Origin of the sequence: Lacticaseibacillus hegangensis, assembly GCF_003946465.1 — a bacterium.
Taxonomy (GTDB): Bacteria; Bacillota; Bacilli; order Lactobacillales; family Lactobacillaceae; genus Lacticaseibacillus; species Lacticaseibacillus hegangensis.
The window spans coordinates 40,427-60,796 of the sequence record NZ_RHOL01000010.1; the positions used below are offsets into that span (position 1 = coordinate 40,427).

At 58.5% G+C, this 20,370-nt stretch carries 20 protein-coding genes and 1 tRNA gene; 16 read left to right on the forward strand and 5 right to left on the reverse strand.

The window, feature by feature from the left end; translation table 11 throughout:
* The first annotated feature begins 14 nt into the window (after window positions 1–14).
* The 3 genes from EKM86_RS04195 (at window position 15) to EKM86_RS04205 (ending at window position 2,476) form a co-directional block, all read left to right on the forward strand.
* A tRNA-Gly gene (locus EKM86_RS04195) sits at window positions 15–85 on the forward strand.
* Between the two features lie 243 nt (window positions 86–328).
* Window positions 329–2,011, forward strand: a complete 1,683-nt coding sequence (gene argS, locus EKM86_RS04200; protein ID WP_125755358.1) for an arginine--tRNA ligase — start codon at window positions 329–331, stop codon at window positions 2,009–2,011.
* A 9-nt stretch (window positions 2,012–2,020) separates the two neighbouring features.
* Window positions 2,021–2,476, forward strand: a complete 456-nt coding sequence (locus EKM86_RS04205; protein WP_125755360.1) for an arginine repressor — start codon at window positions 2,021–2,023, stop codon at window positions 2,474–2,476.
* A 47-nt stretch (window positions 2,477–2,523) separates the two neighbouring features.
* Here EKM86_RS04205 and EKM86_RS04210 read toward each other — a convergent pair whose 3' ends face one another.
* The gene (locus tag EKM86_RS04210) at window positions 2,524–3,354 is read right to left on the reverse strand and encodes an RluA family pseudouridine synthase (RefSeq protein WP_125755362.1); all 831 of its coding nucleotides are present in this window, start codon (window positions 3,352–3,354) and stop codon (window positions 2,524–2,526) included.
* 80 nt (window positions 3,355–3,434) lie between these two features.
* On the opposite strand from EKM86_RS04210, the gene EKM86_RS04215 reads away from it, so the two are divergent.
* From EKM86_RS04215 to EKM86_RS04230, 4 genes are all read left to right on the forward strand, one after another.
* Window positions 3,435–5,540: a PBP1A family penicillin-binding protein gene (locus EKM86_RS04215; RefSeq protein ID WP_125755364.1), complete on the forward strand. Its 2,106-nt coding sequence runs from the start codon at window positions 3,435–3,437 to the stop codon at window positions 5,538–5,540.
* 21 nt (window positions 5,541–5,561) lie between these two features.
* Entirely contained in the window at window positions 5,562–5,939 is a 378-nt protein-coding gene (locus EKM86_RS04220; protein ID WP_125755366.1) for a YlbF family regulator, read from the forward strand.
* 92 nt (window positions 5,940–6,031) lie between these two features.
* On the forward strand, window positions 6,032–7,000 hold the full coding sequence (locus EKM86_RS04225) for a 3'-5' exoribonuclease YhaM family protein (protein WP_125755368.1): 969 nt from the start codon (window positions 6,032–6,034) through the stop codon (window positions 6,998–7,000).
* Between the two features lie 94 nt (window positions 7,001–7,094).
* Window positions 7,095–8,732 (forward strand): glycoside hydrolase family 13 protein, encoded by a 1,638-nt coding sequence (locus EKM86_RS04230; protein ID WP_125755370.1) that lies wholly within the window; start codon window positions 7,095–7,097, stop codon window positions 8,730–8,732.
* A 94-nt stretch (window positions 8,733–8,826) separates the two neighbouring features.
* Here EKM86_RS04230 and EKM86_RS04235 read toward each other — a convergent pair whose 3' ends face one another.
* The 3 genes from EKM86_RS04235 to EKM86_RS04245 all read right to left on the reverse strand — a co-directional run bounded on the left by EKM86_RS04235 (window position 8,827) and on the right by EKM86_RS04245 (window position 10,710).
* Complete coding sequence (locus tag EKM86_RS04235) at window positions 8,827–9,738, reverse strand: peptidylprolyl isomerase (RefSeq protein ID WP_125755372.1); 912 nt, start codon at window positions 9,736–9,738, stop codon at window positions 8,827–8,829.
* Between the two features lie 106 nt (window positions 9,739–9,844).
* Window positions 9,845–10,279 (reverse strand): YtxH domain-containing protein, encoded by a 435-nt coding sequence (locus tag EKM86_RS04240; RefSeq protein ID WP_125755374.1) that lies wholly within the window; start codon window positions 10,277–10,279, stop codon window positions 9,845–9,847.
* The gene (locus tag EKM86_RS04245; protein WP_125755376.1) at window positions 10,279–10,710 is read right to left on the reverse strand and encodes an HIT family protein; all 432 of its coding nucleotides are present in this window, start codon (window positions 10,708–10,710) and stop codon (window positions 10,279–10,281) included. The genes EKM86_RS04240 and EKM86_RS04245 overlap by 1 nt, the downstream gene beginning before the upstream one ends.
* A gap of 86 nt (window positions 10,711–10,796) precedes the next feature.
* Between EKM86_RS04245 and EKM86_RS04250 the strand changes: the two genes are divergently transcribed.
* The 4 genes from EKM86_RS04250 to trmB all read left to right on the forward strand — a co-directional run bounded on the left by EKM86_RS04250 (window position 10,797) and on the right by trmB (window position 14,316).
* A complete protein-coding gene (locus EKM86_RS04250) occupies window positions 10,797–11,528 on the forward strand; it encodes an ABC transporter ATP-binding protein (RefSeq protein WP_125755378.1) in 732 nt (243 codons plus the stop codon).
* Window positions 11,528–12,748 (forward strand): ABC transporter permease, encoded by a 1,221-nt coding sequence (locus EKM86_RS04255; protein ID WP_125755380.1) that lies wholly within the window; start codon window positions 11,528–11,530, stop codon window positions 12,746–12,748. Before EKM86_RS04250 ends, EKM86_RS04255 begins: the two co-directional genes overlap by 1 nt.
* Window positions 12,749–12,833: 85 nt before the next feature.
* A complete protein-coding gene (locus EKM86_RS04260; protein ID WP_225419350.1) occupies window positions 12,834–13,601 on the forward strand; it encodes a phosphotransferase family protein in 768 nt (255 codons plus the stop codon).
* 55 nt (window positions 13,602–13,656) lie between these two features.
* The gene (gene trmB / locus EKM86_RS04265) at window positions 13,657–14,316 is read left to right on the forward strand and encodes a tRNA (guanosine(46)-N7)-methyltransferase TrmB (RefSeq protein WP_125755382.1); all 660 of its coding nucleotides are present in this window, start codon (window positions 13,657–13,659) and stop codon (window positions 14,314–14,316) included.
* A gap of 118 nt (window positions 14,317–14,434) precedes the next feature.
* Here the strand turns inward: trmB and EKM86_RS04270 are convergent, their stop codons facing one another.
* Window positions 14,435–14,737, reverse strand: a complete 303-nt coding sequence (locus EKM86_RS04270) for a hypothetical protein (RefSeq protein ID WP_125755384.1) — start codon at window positions 14,735–14,737, stop codon at window positions 14,435–14,437.
* Window positions 14,738–14,849: 112 nt separating this feature from the next.
* Between EKM86_RS04270 and EKM86_RS04275 the strand changes: the two genes are divergently transcribed.
* The 5 genes from EKM86_RS04275 to EKM86_RS04295 all read left to right on the forward strand — a co-directional run bounded on the left by EKM86_RS04275 (window position 14,850) and on the right by EKM86_RS04295 (window position 20,356).
* Window positions 14,850–15,167 carry a thioredoxin family protein gene (locus EKM86_RS04275; protein ID WP_125755385.1) on the forward strand — a complete coding sequence of 106 codons (318 nt, stop codon included), beginning with the start codon at window positions 14,850–14,852 and terminating at the stop codon, window positions 15,165–15,167.
* 3 nt (window positions 15,168–15,170) lie between these two features.
* On the forward strand, window positions 15,171–15,821 hold the full coding sequence (gene ytpR / locus EKM86_RS04280; RefSeq protein WP_125755387.1) for a YtpR family tRNA-binding protein: 651 nt from the start codon (window positions 15,171–15,173) through the stop codon (window positions 15,819–15,821).
* 162 nt (window positions 15,822–15,983) lie between these two features.
* Window positions 15,984–18,173, forward strand: coding sequence for a DNA translocase FtsK (locus tag EKM86_RS04285; RefSeq protein WP_125755389.1), 2,190 nt, complete (start codon window positions 15,984–15,986; stop codon window positions 18,171–18,173).
* Between the two features lie 23 nt (window positions 18,174–18,196).
* Window positions 18,197–19,507: a UDP-N-acetylmuramate--L-alanine ligase gene (gene murC, locus EKM86_RS04290; protein WP_125755391.1), complete on the forward strand. Its 1,311-nt coding sequence runs from the start codon at window positions 18,197–18,199 to the stop codon at window positions 19,505–19,507.
* A gap of 135 nt (window positions 19,508–19,642) precedes the next feature.
* Window positions 19,643–20,356: a Bax inhibitor-1/YccA family protein gene (locus EKM86_RS04295; RefSeq protein WP_125755393.1), complete on the forward strand. Its 714-nt coding sequence runs from the start codon at window positions 19,643–19,645 to the stop codon at window positions 20,354–20,356.
* Window positions 20,357–20,370 lie beyond the last annotated feature (14 nt).

A 20,370-nucleotide genomic window follows, 5' to 3' on the forward strand; every position in this document is an offset into this window, starting at 1 on the left:
TAATGCTTGTTGTTGCGGTTGTAGTTTAGTGGTAAAACTTCAGCTTCCCAAGCTGACGTCGCGAGTTCGATTCTCGTCAACCGCTTGATTCTGGTGCCAGTGGTGCCAGTTTTTTATTGGGTGAAGAAGCCGAAAAAGGCAACCGGTCGTGTTCAGTGAAGCTGCGGGAGGTGCGAGCAGCTCACGGCCTTGCCGGCGCGCGGCGGAGCCTGAAGTGAATAATGAGTGGACATGACGTCAACTAGAGTGGTACCGCGGGGAAACTCGTCTCTTTCAAGTAAACATTTGAAGGAGACGAGTTTTTTCTCGCAGAAAGGAACGTGCACAGATGGAGTTCAAACAAGAAGTGATCAAGGCACTGGCTGCCGCAATCGGCAGCACGCTGGACGAGGCGACCATCGCGAAGCTGGTCGAAACGCCGAAGGATGATAAGATGGGCGATTATGCCTTTCCCACGTTCGCTTTGGCCAAGGTGTTCCACCAGGCGCCGCCGCTGATTGCCAAGGACCTGGCCGAAAAAATTGACGCGACCCCGTTTGAAAAGGTCGAAGTCAAGGGCGCTTACATCAACTTTTTCCTGGACAAGGTCAGCTTTGCCAACACGGTGCTGACGACGATCGCCCAGGACCCGGCGCATTACGGCGACCAGCAAATCGGCACCGGCAACGTGCCGATCGACATGTCCAGCCCGAACATCGCCAAGCCGATGAGCATGGGCCATCTGCGCTCGACCGTGATCGGCAACGCCCTGGCCAATATTTTGACCAAAACCGGGTACACGCCGATCAAGATTAATCACTTAGGCGACTGGGGCACCCAGTTCGGCAAGCTGATCGTGGCTTACCGCAAGTGGGGCTCTGAGGCAGACGTCAAGCGTGACCCGATCCACTACCTGGTGAAGTATTACGTCCAGTTCCATGAAGAGGCGGAAACGCAGCCCGAGCTGGACGAAGAGGCCCGCGCGGTCTTCAAGCAGCTGGAGGACGGCGATCCCGAGGTACACCAGCTCTGGTCCTGGTTCCGTGAGGAGTCGCTGAAGGAATTCCAGCGCATCTACAAGGAGCTCGGCATCGAGTTCGATTCTTACAAGGGCGAGGCCTTTTACAATGACAAGATGGACGCCGTGACCGACGCGCTCGAGCAAAAAGGGCTGCTCAAGGAAAGCCAAGGCGCGGAAATCGTCGACCTCAGCAAGTACGACCTGAACCCGGCTTTGATCCGCAAGTCCGACGGCGCGACGCTTTACATGACCCGTGACCTCGCCGCGGCCATCTACCGCCACGACCAGTACCATTTTGTTCAAAGCCTGTACGTGGTCGGCAACGAGCAGCGGGAGCACTTCCAGCAGCTCAAGGCCGTCCTCAAGGAAATGGGCAACGACTGGGCGGATAACATTCACCACATTCCGTTCGGTCTGATCACCGCCAACGGCAAGAAGCTTTCGACGCGCAAGGGCAACATCATCTTGCTGGAAAAGGTGCTCAAGGACGCGGTGGCTCTGGCCAAGCAGCAGATCGCCGAAAAGCACCCGGACCTGGCAAATGCCGACCAAGTGGCGCACGAAGTCGGCGTCGGCGCCGTGGTCTTCCATGACCTGAAAAACGAGCGCCTCGACAATTTCGATTTCAACTTGGAAGAAGTCGTGCGCTTTGAAGGCGAGACCGGGCCGTACGTTCAGTACACCAACGCCCGCGCCAACAGCATTTTGAAGAAAACCGACCAACAGCCGGTCGCGGAAGTTGCGTTGACTGACGCCGCGGCCTGGCCGGTGCTCAAGGCCTTGGCGGACTACCCAGACGTGATCGCCCGCGCGCTGCGTGAGTACGAGCCGTCGGTCATCGCCAAGTACGCGCTGCGCCTGGCCAAGGCGTTTAACCAGTACTATGCCAACGTCAAGGTCCTGGTCGACGACGCCGAGCTGCCGGCCCGCCTGGCGATGGTCAAGGCCGTATCGACGGTGCTGACCGACGCGCTCCACACGCTCGGGGTCGGTGCGCCGGCCGAAATGTAGGAGGCCGCTATGAACAAATCTGAACGTCAGGCCGCTTTGGCCAAAATCATCAATTCGCAAGTGATCACCACGCAAGACGAGCTGCTGGAAGCCCTTAAGGCCGCCGGCATCGAGGCCACGCAGGCCACCATTTCCCGCGATATTCGCGAGATGCAGGTGGTCAAGGCGCAGGACGCCAGCGGCCAGCTGCGCTACACGATTTTCCGCGGTGATTCTCAGTCTCAGCTCGAGCGCCTCAGCAATTCGGTGCGCGAAGTGGGCCTATCCATCACCCGCGTGCAGTTTTTGAACGTGATCAAGACGCTGCCGAGCAACGGCAACCTGATGGCCGCCATTATCGACGATATCGGCTTTGCCCAGGTCGTCGGCACCTTGGCCGGCCACGACACCATCGTCGTGATCAGTCCCGACGAAGCCAGCGCCAAGTGGTTCAACGCCCAGTACCAAAAGGCGTTCATCGCCTAGACCAAAAGCGGTCTGCCAAGTCAATCGGCAGACCGTTTTTGCGTTGGTTAAAATGGTGCCGGCGAAGTTGTGGTCAGATTCTCGCTAGTCAGCGGTTTGATCAAGGTCAAGCTGCTGGCGTGCAGCATGAGGCGCGGGGCCGCGCGCCCGCCATACAAGGGGTCGCCGATGATCGGGTAGCCGAGGTGGGCCAGGTGAACGCGCAGCTGGTGGGTGCGGCCGGTTTCAAGCGTCAGCGCCAGGCGGGCGACGTCGCCATGTTTCGCGACGACCCGGAAATGCGTGACCGCCCGCAGGCCATCACAGCGCACGCGGCGTTTGCGCTTGTCTTCAGGGTCTGCGCCAATCGGCGCGTCAATGGTGCCAGACTGTGGCAGCCCGGGCGGCACCAGCGCCGTGTAAGTGCGCGCCGCGGTTTTGGCCGCGAGCTGCCGGTTGATGATGCCCTGGCTGATGGGGTCCTTGGCGATGATGGTCAGCCCTGAGGTCAGCATGTCGAGGCGGTGGGTGATGTACACCGGCCGTGGCGCCAGGTAGCCGGCCGCGGCGTTCATTAGCGTGCCCTCTTCGTCCGGCCGGTTGGGGTGCGGCTTTTGACCGGCGGGCTTGTTGACAATCAGCAGCTGGTTGTCCTCGTAGACGACGGCCAGCGGCAGCTGCTGCGGCCGGTAGTAGTCGGTGCCAGGCGCCGAAAAATTCAGCGTGACGCTGGCACCGGCCTCGACCGGCTGATTGAAGGTGCGGTACTGGCCGTTGATGAGGACCCCTTGCGTGCGCCTGAGCACGGCGATCCAGGCCTTGGGCACCTGCCAGGCGTGAAGCAAGGCGCGCACGCTGGCCGCTTCAGGGGCTTTGGCGTGAAGTTGAAACTGCGGCATGACAGGCTCCTTTCTGTAATTTGCGTAAAATCCGGCGCAAGGCCGAATCCGCGCTTTTTTCCGTATGCTAAACTAGTCACATGTTAGGAAAGGGGGACCACCAGTTGAAAGCATTCTGGGCTGCCGTGCAGCCGTACCTGGCCAAAGCCGGGCATGGCATCGCATGGTTCTTTCGCCGGTTTCAAGTGATCCGGTGGCTGATTCTCATTTTCCTGACGCTGACCCTAGCGCTGTCCACCTGGTTCACCTACAAGGCGAAAACCGCGGACGTGCAGGACATCAAGAGCAGTCTGCAGACGAAAACCACGCTGTACGACGAGGATGACCGCGAGGCCGGCAAGCTTTACGGCCAAAAAGGGACGTATGTGGACCTGGCCCAGATCTCGCCGAACATTCAAAATGCGGTGATTTCCACCGAGGACCGCAGCTTTTACACCAACCCGGGCTTTGACATCAAAGGCATCGCCCGCGCGCTGATCGGGCTGGTCATTCACCACGGCCAGATCACCGGCGGCGGCAGTACCATCACGCAGCAGCTGGCCAAAAACACGCTGCTGTCCCAGAAGCAGACGTTCCTGCGCAAGGGCCAGGAGATCTTCCTGGCCGTGCAGCTGACTCGAGTTTACTCTAAAAATGACATTCTGACGATGTACCTGAACAACGCGTACTTTGGCAACGGGGTGTGGGGCGTCGAGGACGCATCGCAGCGCTACTTTGGCAAGCACGCCAGCCAGCTGACTGCCGGCGAAGGCGCGACGCTGGCCGCGATGCTGCGCAGCCCCAGCTTTTATAACCCAATCGATCACATGGACAACGCGATTGCCCGGCGCAACTTGGTGCTGAGCCTTGAGCAGGACAACGGCAAACTGACTGCCGCACAGGTCCAAGCGGCCAAGGCCACCACGCTGACGTTGAAGGACACCTACACCGCCGACAATCAGCAGAAGTATCCCTACTTCTTCGATTCGGTGATCGAAGAGGCGTACAAGCAGGACGGCATCTCGCAAGACGACATCGTCAACAAGGGCTACCGCATTTACACGACACTGAACCCAACTTATCAAAATCGGATGCAAGAAGCCTTTGACAACCAGTACGTCTTTCCGCAAGCCGCCGCGGATGGCACCAAGCCCCAGGCGGCCTCGGTGGCCGTCGACCCGAAAACCGGCGGCGTGCTCGCCGTGGTGGGCTCACGCGGCCCGCATGTGTACTTGGGGTTCAACTACGCCACGCAGCTTCAGCGCCAACCAGGGTCTTTGCTCAAGCCGCTGATGGCGTACACGCCGGCGCTTGAAAACGGCTATTCCTATGACAGCGACCTGACCGACAAGCTGACCAGCTACGGCAAGGACCATTACACGCCGACCAATGACACCGGCACCTACGCCGGCACGGTGCCGATGTACAAGGCGCTGGCCGATTCGACCAACGCGCCGGCCGTGTGGCTGCTGAACCAGATCGGCATGAGTAAGGGCGTCGCGAGCCTGAGCCGCTTTGGCATTACGCTGCCGAAAAAGGATCAAGACCAGCTGGCGTCTGTGTTGGGCGGCGTCTCCACCGGCTTTTCGCCGTTGACCTTCGCCCGCGCGTACTCGGCCTTCGCCAGCGGCGGTAGCCTGCCGCAGACCCACTTCATTCGCAAAATTGTCGATGCCACCGGCAAAACCGTGGTCAACAACGAGCCCTCAAGCAAGCGCATCATGAAGCAGTCGGTGGCCACGGAAATGACCAGCATGATGATCGGCGTTTACAACGAAGGCACCGGCCGCGCCGCCAAGCCCTACGGCTACACGATCGCCGGCAAAACCGGCACCGTGGAAACGCCGAAGGACTGGGGCAACGGCCTAGGCGCCAAGGACTCCTGGGTGGTCGGCTACACGCCGGACATTGTGGTTGCGACCTGGTCCGGTTTTGCCAACACCGACGCCAGTCACTACCTGCTGCCAGGGCAGGGAGCGCTGAAGTTGTACCGTCAGGAAATGACGAATATCCTGCCGGCCACGCCGCAAACCAAGTTCAACACCACCGACGCCAGTGCCCGCGCGACTCTGCAGACGCCGAACGCCGAAAACGGCGGTGCGGATATGTGGTCCAACATTCAAAGCGGCATTCAAAATGGGGTCGACTCGGCCAAGAATACCGTGTCGGAGTGGTACAATACCATCAAAGGACTATTGGGTAACTAATCTAAATAAATGAGGTGCCTCATGGCAAACGTATACGATAGTGCAAATCAGCTCGCCGAAGATCTTAAGCTCAGTCAGCAGTTCCAGGACCTGAAAAAGAGCTACGACATGCTTAAGCTCGACCCGATGGGTTACGCCCTGTTCCAGCAGTTCCAGACCCTGCAGATGTCGCTGCAGCAAAAGCAGATGGCTGGCCAAGAAGTCACTGAGCAAGACGTTCAGCCGCTTCAGGATCTGTCGTCGAAGATGCAAAACATCGACGCGATCAAGGACCTGATGGCCAAGGAGCAGGCGATGTCGACGGTCATGGATGACCTGAACCGGATCATCTCGGCGCCGATCGCCGAACTTTACCAAGACAGCACCAGCCAGTCGGGCGATCAGCCGGCCGCTAAGTAAGGCTTAAAGCACGCCGCGCGTTCGGCGTGCTTTTCGTTTGCCGCGCTGAGCGGTAAAATGAGGCGACGGGGTTGCATAGAAAAGGTGAAAATATGGCAAAGCAAATTTTTGATTACGAAAACGGTCAGGACATGAAACTGCCCGTGCTGGTGAAGGGTGCCGAGGTCCGGATCGCGAAGAACGGCAAAAAGTTCATCGCGTTCACGTTCCAGGATCCATCTGGGCACATCACGGCCAAGTTCTGGGATGCGTCCGAAGACGACATCGCGCAGTACCAGCCCGGCGTGGTCGTGCTGCTGTCGGGCAAGCGGGAGCTGTACCAGGGCAAGCCGCAGATCAAGCTGTACACGCTGCGCCTGGCGACGCAGGAAGAGGGCAATGACCCGGAAAACTACGTCGAACACGCCCCGGAGTCCAAAGATGACATGGGGCAGGAACTCAACGACTTTATTTTCCAGATCACCAATGCCAACTGGAACCGCATCGTGCGTCGACTGTTGGCCGACCACAAGCAGGAATTCCTGACGTATCCCGCAGCCAAGTCCAACCACCACGCCTTTGCCGGCGGCCTGGCGTTTCACACGCTGAGTATCCTGCGCCTGGCCAAAAGCGTGGCCAACCAGTACCCGGCGGTCAATAAGTCGCTGCTGTTTGCCGGCGCGATTCTGCATGATTTGGGCAAAACCATGGAGCTGTCGTCGGCGGTTTCGACCGACTACACCATGGAAGGCAACATGATTGGCCACATCGTCTTGGTCGATGAGGAAATCGTGCGGGTGGCTAATGAGCTCAAAATTGACATTCACCAGGAAGACATGATCATGCTGCGGCACACGGTGCTGGCGCATCATGGCTTGCTGGAGTATGGCTCACCGGTGCGTCCGGAGCTGCTTGAGGCGCAGATCTTGCACGACCTGGACGAGCTGGACGCCGAGATCAACATGCTGACCACGGCTTACCAGCACGTCGATCCCGGAACCTTCACCGAGCGGCTTTTTGGCATGGATAACCGCCGCTTCTACCGCCCGACCAATGGGCAGACCTATCCGGATCCGAAATAGCAATGTGTGCCGCCTGTAAAAAGGCGGTTTTTTAGTGCGGCCGATCGCCAAGAAAACGCTATACTGAAGTTGCACTGAAGTAAGGAGGGTCTTTATGGCAAAGGCATGGTGGAAAGAAGCAGTTGTGTACCAGGTTTATCCGCGCTCGTTTCAGGATAGTAACGGTGATGGGATCGGCGATCTGCGGGGCATTCGCGACCGGCTGGACTACATCAAGCAGCTTGGGGCGACCGTCATTTGGCTCAATCCGATCTACGCCAGCCCCAACGATGACAACGGCTATGACATTAGCGATTATCAGGCGATCCAGCCGGACTTTGGGACTATGGCCGAATTTGACCAGCTGCTTGAAGCCGCGCACGCGCGCGGGCTGAAAATCGTGATGGATCTGGTGGTCAACCACACCAGCGACGAGCACCACTGGTTTATCGAAAGCCTCAAGAGCAAAGATAACCCCTACAGTGATTATTACCTCTGGGCTGACCCCGTCGACGGCCACGCGCCGAACGACTGGGAGTCCAGCTTTTCCGGCTCAGCTTGGCAGTATGCGCCCGAACGGCAGCAGTACTATCTCCACCTGTTTTCCAAAAAGCAGCCCGACCTGAACTGGCGCGAGCCGGCGGTGCGCCATTCCGTGTATGACCTGATGCGCTTTTGGCTGGATAAGGGGATCGACGGGTTCCGGATGGATGTGATCAACTTCATTGGCAAACCGGCAACCTTTGACAATGACTCGCCGTCGCCGATCAACATGCCGCAGGTGCAGGACTACCTTAAGGAAATGAACCGCGAAGTCCTCAGCCACTACGATGTCATGACCGTCGGGGAAATGCCTGGCACGACGCCGGCGCTGGCTCGCGAATACACCGGGTTTGACACGCACGAGCTGAACATGATCTTCCAGTTCCAGCACACCGGGGTCGACCTGGATCAAAAGTTTGGCAAGTGGGTGCACCATCCGTTTAAGCTGACGACCCTCAAAAAAATCATGGACCGCTGGCAGGTCGGACTGGACGGTAAGGCTTGGAATTCCCTGTACTGGAACAACCACGATCAGCCGCGCGTGGTCTCACGCTTTGGCAACGACAGTCCGGAGTTTCGTGAGCGCTCGGCGAAAATGCTCGGGGCGGTGCTCCATTACCAGCAGGGCACGCCGTACATTTATCAAGGCGAGGAGCTGGGGATGACCAACAACGCCGGCTTCACCAAGCTCAGCGACTACCGCGATATCGAAAGCCTGAACGGCTACCGCGAATGGGTCGATGAGAAAGGTGAGCTGACCCCTGAGCAAATGTTGGCCGGGCTGCAGGTTGCCTCGCGCGACAACGCCCGCACGCCGATGCAGTGGGGGACCAAGCCCAACGCGGGCTTTTGTCCGGCTGGGGTGACGCCGTGGATCATGGTCAATCCCAACTACGTGACCATCAATGCCGATCAGGAAGTCCGCGACCAAAACTCGGTGTTCAACTTCTACCGGCAGATGAACCTGCTGCGCGCTGCCAATCCGATCATCACGTATGGCGACTTCACGCCACTGGCAGAGGATGACGAGGAGGTCTGGGCCTACCAGCGCCACTATGAGGGCCAGACGCTGACCCTGGTGGCCAACTGGACGGCCCGCGACCTGAAGCGGGCTTGCGCGGCCACAGCCGGCGAGCTGCTGCAAAGCAACTACCCGGATGACCTCGGCGAGACGCTGCGGCCGTACGAAGTGAAAGTTTACCTGCAGTGATCCGTGTCGAAAAGCCGCGTCATCAACCTTTAGTTGATGGCGCGGCTTTTTTGGCAAAAAAAAACCTCTCCAGAAGAGAGGTAGTGGTGCGAGATTACTTGGCTGAGCTGCTGGAGCCTAGGTAGACGGAAAGCACGTCCTTCAGGTCGTTATCCTTGATGGACACATCCGCCTTGGTCAGCACTTTTTTGATGATGCCGCTCATGATGGTGTTGTTGCTTTCCCAGCTGGTGTAAAGCTGGTCGGTCAACTCTTTCTTGTGATCGCTCATCTTGCCCTTAGCCGGGATCTTGATGGCGCGAATGATGTGGTAGCCGTAGCTGGTCTTGACCGGCGTCGTGGTAAAGTCGCCGGCTTTCTTCAGCTTAAACGCGGCCGCTTTGAAGGTCGAATCCAGGCTCGTGTCGGTGTTGTCAAACGCTGGCAGTTTGCCGGCGTCTGAAGCCGTCGCGGTATCAGTCGAGTACTTCTTGGCCAGCGTCTTGAAGTTGGCCGCGGAGTTGTCCTTTTGGAGTGCGGCAACGACTTCTTTGGCCGTGTCTTCCTTGGCGACCAGAATGTGTTGAACCGTGATCTTTGGTTCGTACTTCTTCCACTGGTTATTCAGCTGCTTTTGCGTTGGCTTCTTCAGGTCTTTCAGTGCGGCCTCGGAAAGCAAGGAGGTCTTGATTTGTTGCTTGAAGGACTTGGTGGTCAGATTGCTTTGCGCCAAGGCGCTAGTGAAGTCCTGACCGGCATCGGTGTAGGACTTCTTCACCTTGTTGTATTGCTTGGTGACCTGCTTGTCGGTCGCGGCCTTCGGGTACTGCTGCTCCAAGGCCTTGGTGACGATCATGTTCCGCAGGGTGTCTTCGCCGCCGCTGCTGGAGGTCTTCATCTCGTTGTAGTATTCCTCTTTGGTGATCTTTGCGCCCTTCATGTTCGCGACGGTGGCGTTGTCGCTAGAGCAACCCGCCAAAGTCAGGGCAAGCAAGACGCCGGCAAATCCGGCGATCCATTTCTTCATAGATAAACAGCCCACTTTCAATGTGATTTGATTTACAGCACGGGGTCTAATATACCACAGACCAGGCGGCGATGGGGGACCTTCACAGAAGCTTCAAACTCTTCGGCTATTCTGCCGCGTTGTCTGAGTCCTTGGCTGAAGGCTCGTTTGCGCCGTCAGCGGTCGGGGTCCCAGCGTCTGCAGCCTTCGCGTCGCCGTTTTTGGCGTCGCGGTTGATGTCATCGATCGTGCTGGCAATCTGGTCGAGCTGGGTCTGCAGCGCCTTGCTGTGGGCCTCGGTTTGGAACTGAAAATCGTTGACCTCATCGGTGATGTCCTTGACGGTCGGCTGCAGGGTTTCCTTAATTTCCTTTTGCAAGTCGGTCAGGGCACTGCCGAGCCGCTTGACGGCGTGCTGCATATCCTGCGTGGCGCCGGTGACGTCCTTGGAGTAATTGGCGAAGCCTTCGATGCGCTCAGGGCCGCTTTTTTTCGTGGTCAGCAGGACGTAGCAGGTGCCAACCAGGGCACCGAGCAGAAAACCAGTTTTAAATTTAGGCATTAGTCTTGGACCTCCTGGCGAATTTTTTGGGCGATGGCTTGAAGCTGGTCGTTATTGTAGGCGTCAGTGTGATCGCCGAAGTGAATCGAAAAGTCGTCTTCCTTTGAGTAGCGCGGCACCAGGTGAATGTGCGAGTGGAAAACGCTTTGGTAGGCCACTTCACCGTTGTTATTCAAGATGTTGATGCCCGCGATGCGCGGGTCGGAGGCTTTGATGGCGCGCGCCAGCTTTGGCACCCGTGAAAAAACCGCCTCGGCCAGCGCCTCGTCGTAGGCAAAAATGTCCTTGACGTGTTTTTTCGGCACCAGCAGGGTGTGGCCCGCAGTGGCCTGTGAAATGTCCAGGAACGCCAGGACCTGGTCGTCCTCGTAGACTTTCACACTGGGGATCTGACCGGCGACGATTTTACAAAAAATGCAGTTTTCATCCATGTTCTTTTCCCTCTTTCATCAACGTTTAATCTGCTTCCATGCTATCATATAACTATTAGTCTGAGTACAAAGAAAGAAGGCTGGGCATGACGCTGACGCTAGAACACGTCACCGGCGGGTATGGCAACCTGCAGGTGCTCAAGGATTTGAATTTCACGGTGGAAGACGGGACCATTGTCGGGCTGATCGGCTTGAACGGGGCCGGCAAGTCGACCACGATTAAGCACATCATCGGGCTGCTCACCCCGCAAAAGGGCCAGATCACCATTGACGGCAAGACCCTGGCCGAAGACCCGGACGGCTACCGCCAGGCGATCGCCTATGTGCCGGAGACGCCGGTGCTGTACTCGGAGCTGACGCTGCGCGAGCACCTGGAGCTGACCATGATGGCGTACTCGCTGGATAAGGACGAGGCGTGGGCGCGGGCCAAGGACATGCTCAAGAAGTTCCGGCTGGACAACAAGCTGGACTGGTTCCCCGCGAAGTTTTCCAAGGGGATGAAGCAGAAGGTGATGATCGTCGCCGCCTTCATGACGAACGCCAAGCTGTACATCATCGACGAACCATTCACCGGCCTGGACCCCTTGGCGGTGCATGACCTGCTCGATTTGGTGCAGGCCAAAAAGGCCGCCGGGGCGTCGGTTTTGATGTCCACCCACATTCTGGCCACGGCCCAGCAGTACGCGGATCAGTTCGTGCTGCTGCGAAGCGGGCAGGTCCGCGCAACCGGCGACATGGCGCACCTGCGCGAGGACTTCCAGCTCGCAGCCGACGCCAGTCTGGATGCCATTTACATGGCCATGACGGAGGAGCACTGATGCGAAAGCTTTGGCAAACCCGCTTAAGGCGGCATCAAAAAACGCAATTCAAGTATTTGCGGCTCGTCTTCAACGATCATTTTGTCCTGATCCTGTTGATCCTGTTCGGCGCGCTGCTTTACGGCTACAGCCAGTGGGTACGGCAGCTGATGCCAAGCTGGTGGCTGCGGCCGGCCCTGGCGCTGGTCCTGACCGCGCTGCTCAGCTTTGGTCGCTTGGCCAGCTTGAGCGAGCCCGCGGACGCCACGTTCCTGCTGCCGCAAACCAGCTCGTTTGCGCAGTACTTGTTCAAAGCGCGGCGGTATTCCCTGCTGCTGCCCAGTGTCGTGTTGGCGCTGGGGGCGGCGGCTAGTGTGCCGCTACTGCTGGTGTTGAACATCGATCCGCTCAGCGGCGGCATCACCTTAGGGGCGCTGCTGCTGATCTTCAAAGACTTGGATCTGTGGCTGCAGCTGATCGAGCATTACGGGGTGCAGCGGCCGGCGTGGGTCAGTCGCTTTCCGCTGTTCGTCGCCGCGTTTGCCTCGCTGACTTTGGGGCTGTTCCTGCACCCGGCCTACGGGATGATCATTGCCCTGGCCTTGGACCTGGGCTTTCGCTGGGTCGTTTTGGCTGGGCACTTTCAGCCGGCGACGCTGGACTGGCTGAGCCTGAACGCCAGCGAGGCCAAACGGATGGATCGCCTGTACCGCTTTTACAACCTGTTCACTGATGTGCCGGGGCTGAATTCCGGCGTACACCGCCGCAAGTGGCTGGACATTTTTCTGCCGCTGGTGCGCAAGACACCGGCGCACACCTGGGCTTACCTTTACCTGCGCGGCTTTTTGCGCCAAACGACGTACCTGGGCCTGTGGGTGCGGCTGGTGATCGTCGGCGCGGTGGTGCTGGCGCTGATCCAAGTCTGGTGGCTGGCGGCGCTGGTGGCTGGCCTGCTGGTTTACCTAGTGGGGTTCCAGCTGCTGCCGCTCGCGTTTGCGTACTCGGAAATGGTGATGGCGCGGCTTTACCCCGTGCCGGCCAGCCAGCAGCGCGCGGCGTTTCAGCACCTGACCGCTGTGCTGCTGGTGGTGTTCGCGCTGGTCCTGACGGCCGGCCCACTTGCACTCGGCCACTGGGTGGTCGCGTTATGGGCCGGTGCCGGCGCCTTGCTGGTCGCGGTTTTATTCGCCTTTTGGTACCTGCCGTACCGCCTGCGGAAAAAACCGTTGATGCCGGCTTGACCGCGGGCGCATCGGTTCTGTAAGATGACTTTATGATTCGAAAAATTTTGTAGCCTGATTGGGGCTGTCGGAGGAGGCAGCGGCATTGTTCGATTTGGAACCCGGCTGGTCGCTGGAGCCGATTGGCGGCACGACCGGTGGTGCGTTCATGGGCGTGTACGCACACGAGAAATTCTTTTTAAAACGCAATGCGTCCCCATTTTTGGCGGCCTTATCGGTTGAGGGCATCACCCCCAAGTTGATTTGGACCAAACGCATTGCCACCGGCGACGTCCTGACCGCTCAGGACTGGGTCAACGGCCGCACGCTGACGCGCGCCCAGATGAACAGTTCGATGGTCGCCCAGCTGCTCGCGAAAGTGCACAACTCGGTGCTTTTGCGGCGCATGCTGAAAAAAGTTGGCGGTGCGCCGCAAACCCCGCGCCAGTTATTCGACCAGTACGTGGCTAAGGTGCCGCAGCCGCTGCGTACGCACCCGTTGATGCAGGCAACCATTGCAGCCTTGCAGACCTTACCGGCCGCTGCGCCTTTGCGGGTGTGCCACGGCGACTTGAACCACAAGAATTGGCTGCTGTCCGATTCTCAGCAGCTTTACTTGGTTGACTGGGACCAGGCCAGTTTAGGCGACATTGCGTTTGACCTCAGCGTGGTGCTGATCAACTACGTGCCCCGCAGCCAGTGGGCCAAGTGGCTGGCGGCGTATGGCACGCCGCTGTCTGATGACCTCCTGGCCCGCATCGTTTGGTACGGGCGGTTGCACTTGCTGCACGAGGTCGCTGCCCAGTACACCGCGCAGCGCTACACTGAGATGAACAACGCGCTGACGCAGTTGCAGCAGCTCAGCCAACTATAGCCAAAAAAGGACCGCGCACGCGTTGCGCGGTCCTTGCCTTGAAAAGGAGTATTTTATGCGATTAAGAAATAAGCCATGGGCGGCGCCGCTCATTGAACAGCACCCGGAGTACATCAGTGTGCGGCCAGAGGGGATGCCTGGCAAGTGGCAGGCACGCTTTGCTCAAGAACAGCCGCTGTTTTTGGAGGTGGGCTCAGGTAAAGGCCAGTTCATCACCGAAATGGCGAAGCTGCACCCGGATCGCAACTTCATCGCGCTGGAGATTCAGGAGGTTGCCATCGCCTATATCCTGCGCAAACAAGTTGAACTGAAGCTGCCGAATCTGCAGCTGATTCTTGGCGATGGCGCGGCTCTGACGACGTACTTTGCGCCAGGGGAGATCACCGGGCTGTACCTCAACTTTTCCGATCCCTGGCCCAAGAGTCGCCACGAAAAGCGGCGTCTGACTTACAAGACGTTTCTGGCGCAGTACCAGGCGATTCTGCCAGCCGGCGGGCAGCTGCAGTTCAAAACGGATAACCAGGGCTTTTTTGAATATTCCCTGGTCAGCATGAACAACTACGGTCTGACGTTTGAGCTGGTTGCGCTGGATCTGCATCACGACCGCCGGGTCCAGGACAACGTGGAAACCGAGTACGAGCACAAATTTGCCAGCCGCGGCGGCCGCATCTACGAGCTCTTGGCCCGCTTTCCTGAGGCCAAAGCAAAAGGCTGAGCCATCAAGCGGTTTTTAGCGTAAAGCACAAAACGCGCCTGCGCTGCGATTTGATTTTCTAAATCGCAGTGCAGGCGCGTTGCTTATGGAACCCGACAAGTCAACTTTGGCTTGCGCACTAGATCCGGTCGAGGTGGACGAGCTTGCCGGTTTCGGCGACGGTGAAGTGAAACGTGCCAGAGGTGGTCGTGACTCCGCCGCGGTAGCTCGCCAGCAGCTTGCCGTCAACTAGGCTGGCGTCAGGGTTCATGTCGATCCAGCCACCGGTGATGCTGCTGGGTTCGGCCAGCTCTGTTTGCACACGGCGGAATAACTTGTTCGGCAGCGTTTTGTGCCAGTAAACATGGTTGAGATAGGTGTAAGCGGCGGCCAGCGCGCTGAGACTCAGCAGGCCGGCACACCATGCGGTCGATTTTTTCATGGCGGCGCTCCTTTTGGGTCTCAGTATAGCGGAAAATTGTCGCGCGTGCATTGCTATCTGAGCGAGAACTTTGTATAATATCCTTATTAAAAGTTAGCGAGGAGCGCTCACATTGAAAGAATTTAAAAATGATGCTGAAATTCTGGAAGCCGCAAAGGGCCAAGGCAAGCAGATGCTGTTCTTTACCGCCGGCTGGTGCCCAGACTGCGCCTTCATCAAGCCGGCCATGCCAGAAATTGAGAAGGACTTTTCCGACTACCGCTTTATCAAGGTCGACCGTGATGATAACATTAAGGTCGCACAAGAAATGGGCGTGATGGGGATCCCAAGTTTCATCGCGTTTGAAGACGGCAAGGAAATCGGCCGCTTTGTGAATAAAGACCGCAAGACTAAGCAGCAGGTGGAGGACTTCATCTCTGGCTTGGCCTAGGTCATCAGGGAGGAACTTCTTTTGATCACTAGTTATAACCAAACCGCCTGGGGCGACACGCTGATCGCGGTGCTGGCCCCAGATCAGGCTGATGAAGTCGTCAAGTCGGCAGAGCACATCACCGGTATCTACGACCAGCAGGGCCAGCCGCTCGGGTTCAACTTTTTCCAGGTGAGCGACATTGTGAGCGTCTCGGGCCAAGGTCAGGTCACGCTGGATGCGGACGCGCGCCGTCAGTTGAACGCCGCCATTACCGCGGCCGGCCTGCCAGGCGCTCTGCCGCTTGAAGACACCCCGAAGTTTGTGATCGGCAAGATCATCGACTTCAAGGCCCACCCAAAGTCCGACCACTTACACATCACCAAGGTCGACTTTGGCACCCACCAGGAGCAGATCGTCTGCGGCGCGCCGAACGCGGCACTGGGCGAAACCGTCGTGGCGGCGCTGCCTGGGGCAATGATGCCGGACGGCAAAATCATTTGGCCAGGCGAGCTGATGGGCGTCGAAAGTGATGGCATGCTGAGCTCAGCCAAGGAGCTCGGGATTCCCGGCGCCTCCAACAAGCGCGGGATCTTGCTGATGCCGGATAGCATTCCGGCCGGCACCCCGTTCGATTTCAAAAAGGCCGAAGCCGTGGTTGCGGCTCAAGCATAAAGTCAACGACTCTCCTCGGAGGGCCGTTTTTGTTTTGGCTCGGCAATGAAAAATTGTCGCGTTGACGTGAAAATAAAGCTGGGCATTTTCATGAGGCCCGGCAGATTCAGCGCGCACGTATGCTAAAATAAGCACAGAAACGATTTGGAAAGGGGCGAAGGCATGGCACATTATGACGGACCAGTGTTTCATCGGCCAGAATCGCCCAAACCGGCGGCGTATCCGTTGCCGCCCCGCGGCCTGCGGCACCATGAAGCCAAACCCGCCACGCCGCAGTCTGATTTGACTGTGGCGCCAATGGACGCCCTGGCCACGCCGGACAGTGTGGCCAAGCGCCGGCGCGAGAACCAGGTGGATTACCTGAAAATTGTGCAGGCGCTGACGGTGGCGCCTGACCGGCTGTACGTGCTCGACGACGGCAGCGCAGACGCGCCATGGGCGCAGCCGGCGCCAGAAGCGGAAGACGCCGATGACTTGAGCTCAGCAAATGACGATTCTGCTGGGTCCCGTGAAGCCCTTGCGTCGACCACCACAACGGACGCGCAGCCGCAACGCGACAAGACGCAGGCAACACGGGTGCCTGAATCCGCCGCACCAGCCGATGAGCATCCAGAAGACGAGCCAGAAACGCCGCTGGCCGCTGATATTGATCCGCAGACAGTCGACCGCGAGCTTGCTCAAACCACACCGTTGACGGAGGTCAAAACCGCAGACGGCCACGTCCCGGCGACGGTGTCGGAACTGCTGACGACCCCCGCGGCCAGCCAGGCGGCCGCACCGCCAAGGCCGCACAGGACGTCGACGCGGCCGGATCCGCGTGCGGTGGCCGGCAGTGTGCGCAGCTTTTTGGCGGGGCAAAAGCCTCGTTCAGACGAGCGGCGCAGTGAGGACCCACCAGTGGCTGCTTCAGCCCAGACGCAGGGACAGCTTGCAGCTTATCAGCTGCCGCCGCTGTCCCTGCTCAAGCCGCCTGTGCAGGCGGACGCTGCGGTCCAGCGCGCGTGGGTCGACAAGCAAACCGCGCAGCTGGATGCCGCGCTGGCCAATTTTCACGTGGATGCGCATGTGGTCACCAGCACCGTGGGGCCGACCGTGACGCAGTACCAACTGCGCTTGGCGCCAGGGGTGAAGGTCAGCAAGATCACCAACTTGCAGGACGACTTGAAGCTAGCGCTGGCGGCGCGCGATATCCGCATCGAGGCGCCGATTCCTGGCCACAGCACGGTCGGCATTGAGGTGCCCAACCAAAAGGCGCGGCCGGTGATGCTCAAGGAAATTTTGGCGGCACCGGCGTTTCGTGATGCGAAGTCGCCGCTGACCATCGCCCTTGGGGTGAACCTGTTTGGCCAGCCGGTGGTCGCCAATTTGGCCAACATGCCGCACGGGCTGATCGCCGGCGCAACCGGGGCGGGTAAGTCCGTTTTCATCAACAGTCTGATCACGTCGCTCCTGTACAAGGCGACGCCGCAGCAGGTACGCCTGCTGTTGATCGACCCCAAGGCGGTGGAGCTGGCCGTGTACGATGGCTTGCCGCACCTGGTGGCGCCAGTGGTATCCGATTCGAAAAGTGCCAGTGCGGCCCTGAAGTGGGTCGTGGACGAAATGGAACGCCGCTACGAAAAAATGGCGGCAGCGCATGCCCGCAGCCTGGCGCAGTTCAACGCGGTGGCGCGGCAGCACGGCAAGGACAGTCTGGTCATGCCGAGCATCGTCGTGATCATCGACGAGCTGGCCGACCTGATGCTGGTCGCCGCCAGCGAGATTCAAGATTATATCGCCCGGATCACGGCCAAGGCGCGGGCGGCGGGCATTCACCTGATTGTCGCCACGCAGCGGCCGAGCGTGGACGTTATCACCGGGACGATCAAGAACAACATTCCAACGCGGATCGCTTTCATGGTGGCCAGCCAGTTCGACTCGCGCACCATCATCGACCACGCCGGCGCGGAAAATTTGCTGGGGCGCGGCGACATGCTGTATCTCGGCAATGGCGCGAGTCAGCCGATTCGACTGCAAGGCGCGTTTATCGACTCGGAGCTCGAGCAGGTGACCGCTTTTGTGCGGCAGCAGCAGCCGCCGCAATACCTGTTTGACCCGCACCAACTGGTGAAAAAGGCGCAGGCCATCGAAGCGCAGGACGACTTGTTCCCACAAGTGCTAAAATATGTGGCGGCGGCTGATACCGTCTCGACTTCGGCGCTGCAACGCCAGTTTAGCATTGGCTACAACCGGGCAGCCAAGCTCATCGACGAGCTGACTGACCGTCATTACATATCCGCGCAAAATGGCGCTAAGCCGCGCGACGTGTACATTAACAAACAAGATCTGCCGACGCCTCATGACGCCGGCTGAAGCTGAAAGGGTAGACACAGACAATGACAGAGGAAATCGATTATTTCATCGGGATCAAAGGTTCAGGGATGAGTGCCTTGGCACTGATCCTTCACGATTTGGGCCACACAGTGCTGGGCTCTGACATCACGCAGTTCACCTTCACCCAGCGCGGGCCTGAGTCTGCCGGGATCAAGATGCTGCCGTTTGACGCGGACAACATTAAGCCAGGTTACACCATCATTTGCGGCAACAGTTTCACTGACGAGCACCCCGAAGTGCGTCGCGCCAAGGAGCTGGGCCTGCCATTTTTCCGGTATCACGAGTACCTGGGCAAGCTGCTGGAAAATTACACCAGCATCGGCGTGGCCGGCGCCCACGGCAAGACCTCGACCACTGGGCTGTTGGCTCACACGCTGAGCGGCATCGACAAGACCTCGTATCTGATCGGTGACGGCACCGGCAAGGGCACGAAAGACTCGAAGTTCTTCGTGTTCGAGGCGGACGAGTATCGCCGGCACTTTTTGGCCTATCACCCGGACTACCTCATCGCAACGAACATCGATTTCGATCACCCGGATTACTACACCGGGATCGAAGACGTGTACGACGCGTTTGAAACGGAAGCCAGCCAGGTCAAAAAGGCCATTTTTGCCTGGGGCGACGACAAGTGGCTGCGCAAGCTGACGGCCAAGGTGCCGATTTACTACTACGGCCTCTCTGACGAAGATGATTATCAGGCCAAAAACGTTGAGCGGACCACCGAGGGCTCAGGCTTTGACGCCTATCACGACGGCCAAAAAATCGGGCACTTCTTCGTGCCGCTGTTCGGCGAGCACAGTGTCCTGAACGCGCTGGCCGTGGTGGCGGTCAGCGATGCCGAAGGCCTGAACCCGGACTACATTGCCCGCGAGCTGGCCGGCTTCAAGGGCGTCAAGCGGCGTTTTTCCGAAACTGACGTCAAGGGCACGGTCATCATCGATGATTATGCGCACCATCCAAATGAAATCAAAGCCACACTGGATGCGGCTCGTCAGAAGTTTCCAGACAAGGAAATCGTGGCGGTGTTCCAGCCGCACACCTTCTCGCGGACCATTGCCTACCTTGACGAATTTGCCGCGGTTCTGAACACGGCCGATTCGGTTTTCGTCACGCCAATCTTTAGCTCCGCGCGGGAAACGTCCGGCTCGGTTTCGGCTGAGGACGTGGTCGCCAAGATTCAAAAGGGCGGCCAGGTGCTGCACCTGGAAGACGTGTCGCCGCTGCTGGACCACAAGGACGGTGTGCTGGTCTTCATGGGCGCCGGCGACGTCCAAAAGTACGAAACGGCCTTCAAAGACCTGCTGAACAAGTAGCATGGACACCATCTCGACTGAGATGGTGTTTTTTGCCCAATGTGACACGGCGCGAACTCAGACTAAAGTCCAACTTGATTGCCCTTTGATTCTGTTATAATAGAGCCAAGTTAGGTAACTGAAAGGAATGATTACATGCAAGAAGAACGGCGAGTGGTCAACGATTCTGGGATGACCAGATTCTTCAACAAGGTGTATTCCACCATGGGGCTGGGGCTGCTGGTGACGGCAGTGATCTCGTATCTGCTCGGGACGGTCTTTCTCCCGCAGTACGTCGGCTTCATCAGTGCCCACCCGATTATGTTCTACGTGCTGATCTTTCTCCCATTCATTTTGTCGTTCGGGGTCAGCAGCCGGCGTGCACAGGCCAATTCGGCATATGCAAGCTTGATGTTCTACCTGATCTCGGCGAGCTACGGCGTCACGTTCACGGTCATTTTGATGTCGTATCGGCAGTCGATCGTGGCGATTTCGTTTTTGACGACGGCGGTGATTTTCCTCACCATGTCTATTGTCGGTCGCACGACCCAGAAGGACTTGAGCCGCGCGGGGTCGATGGCGTTCACTGCGCTGATCGGCGTGATCGTGCTGAGCTTGATCAACATGTTCTTGGGGTCGACCGGCCTGATGTACCTGATCAGTTACGCGATTTTGATCATCTTCATCGTGATGACGGCGTTTGATACGCAAAAGCTCAAGCAGATTTACCTGACCGCGGACAGCCGCGGCGGCTACACGATCAACACCAATAGCCTGGCGGTTCAGGGTGCGTTGGCACTGTACCTGGATTTCCTGAACATTTTCCTGGTTCTGCTGCAGTTGTTCGGTGGGAGTTCAAACAGAAATTAAGGTGCGAAGGACTG

Coding starts and splice junctions, on each gene's coding strand:
- argS (WP_125755358.1), top strand. CDS start 329: ATGGAGTTCAAACAAGAAGTGATCAAGGCACTGGCTGCCGCAATCGGC.
- EKM86_RS04205 (WP_125755360.1), top strand. CDS start 2,021: ATGAACAAATCTGAACGTCAGGCCGCTTTGGCCAAAATCATCAATTCG.
- EKM86_RS04210 (WP_125755362.1), bottom strand. CDS start 3,354: ATGCCGCAGTTTCAACTTCACGCCAAAGCCCCTGAAGCGGCCAGCGTG.
- EKM86_RS04215 (WP_125755364.1), top strand. CDS start 3,435: ATGTTAGGAAAGGGGGACCACCAGTTGAAAGCATTCTGGGCTGCCGTG.
- EKM86_RS04220 (WP_125755366.1), top strand. CDS start 5,562: ATGGCAAACGTATACGATAGTGCAAATCAGCTCGCCGAAGATCTTAAG.
- EKM86_RS04225 (WP_125755368.1), top strand. CDS start 6,032: ATGGCAAAGCAAATTTTTGATTACGAAAACGGTCAGGACATGAAACTG.
- EKM86_RS04230 (WP_125755370.1), top strand. CDS start 7,095: ATGGCAAAGGCATGGTGGAAAGAAGCAGTTGTGTACCAGGTTTATCCG.
- EKM86_RS04235 (WP_125755372.1), bottom strand. CDS start 9,738: ATGAAGAAATGGATCGCCGGATTTGCCGGCGTCTTGCTTGCCCTGACT.
- EKM86_RS04240 (WP_125755374.1), bottom strand. CDS start 10,279: ATGCCTAAATTTAAAACTGGTTTTCTGCTCGGTGCCCTGGTTGGCACC.
- EKM86_RS04245 (WP_125755376.1), bottom strand. CDS start 10,710: ATGGATGAAAACTGCATTTTTTGTAAAATCGTCGCCGGTCAGATCCCC.
- EKM86_RS04250 (WP_125755378.1), top strand. CDS start 10,797: ATGACGCTGACGCTAGAACACGTCACCGGCGGGTATGGCAACCTGCAG.
- EKM86_RS04255 (WP_125755380.1), top strand. CDS start 11,528: ATGCGAAAGCTTTGGCAAACCCGCTTAAGGCGGCATCAAAAAACGCAA.
- trmB (WP_125755382.1), top strand. CDS start 13,657: ATGCGATTAAGAAATAAGCCATGGGCGGCGCCGCTCATTGAACAGCAC.
- EKM86_RS04270 (WP_125755384.1), bottom strand. CDS start 14,737: ATGAAAAAATCGACCGCATGGTGTGCCGGCCTGCTGAGTCTCAGCGCG.
- EKM86_RS04285 (WP_125755389.1), top strand. CDS start 15,984: ATGGCACATTATGACGGACCAGTGTTTCATCGGCCAGAATCGCCCAAA.
- murC (WP_125755391.1), top strand. CDS start 18,197: ATGACAGAGGAAATCGATTATTTCATCGGGATCAAAGGTTCAGGGATG.
- EKM86_RS04295 (WP_125755393.1), top strand. CDS start 19,643: ATGCAAGAAGAACGGCGAGTGGTCAACGATTCTGGGATGACCAGATTC.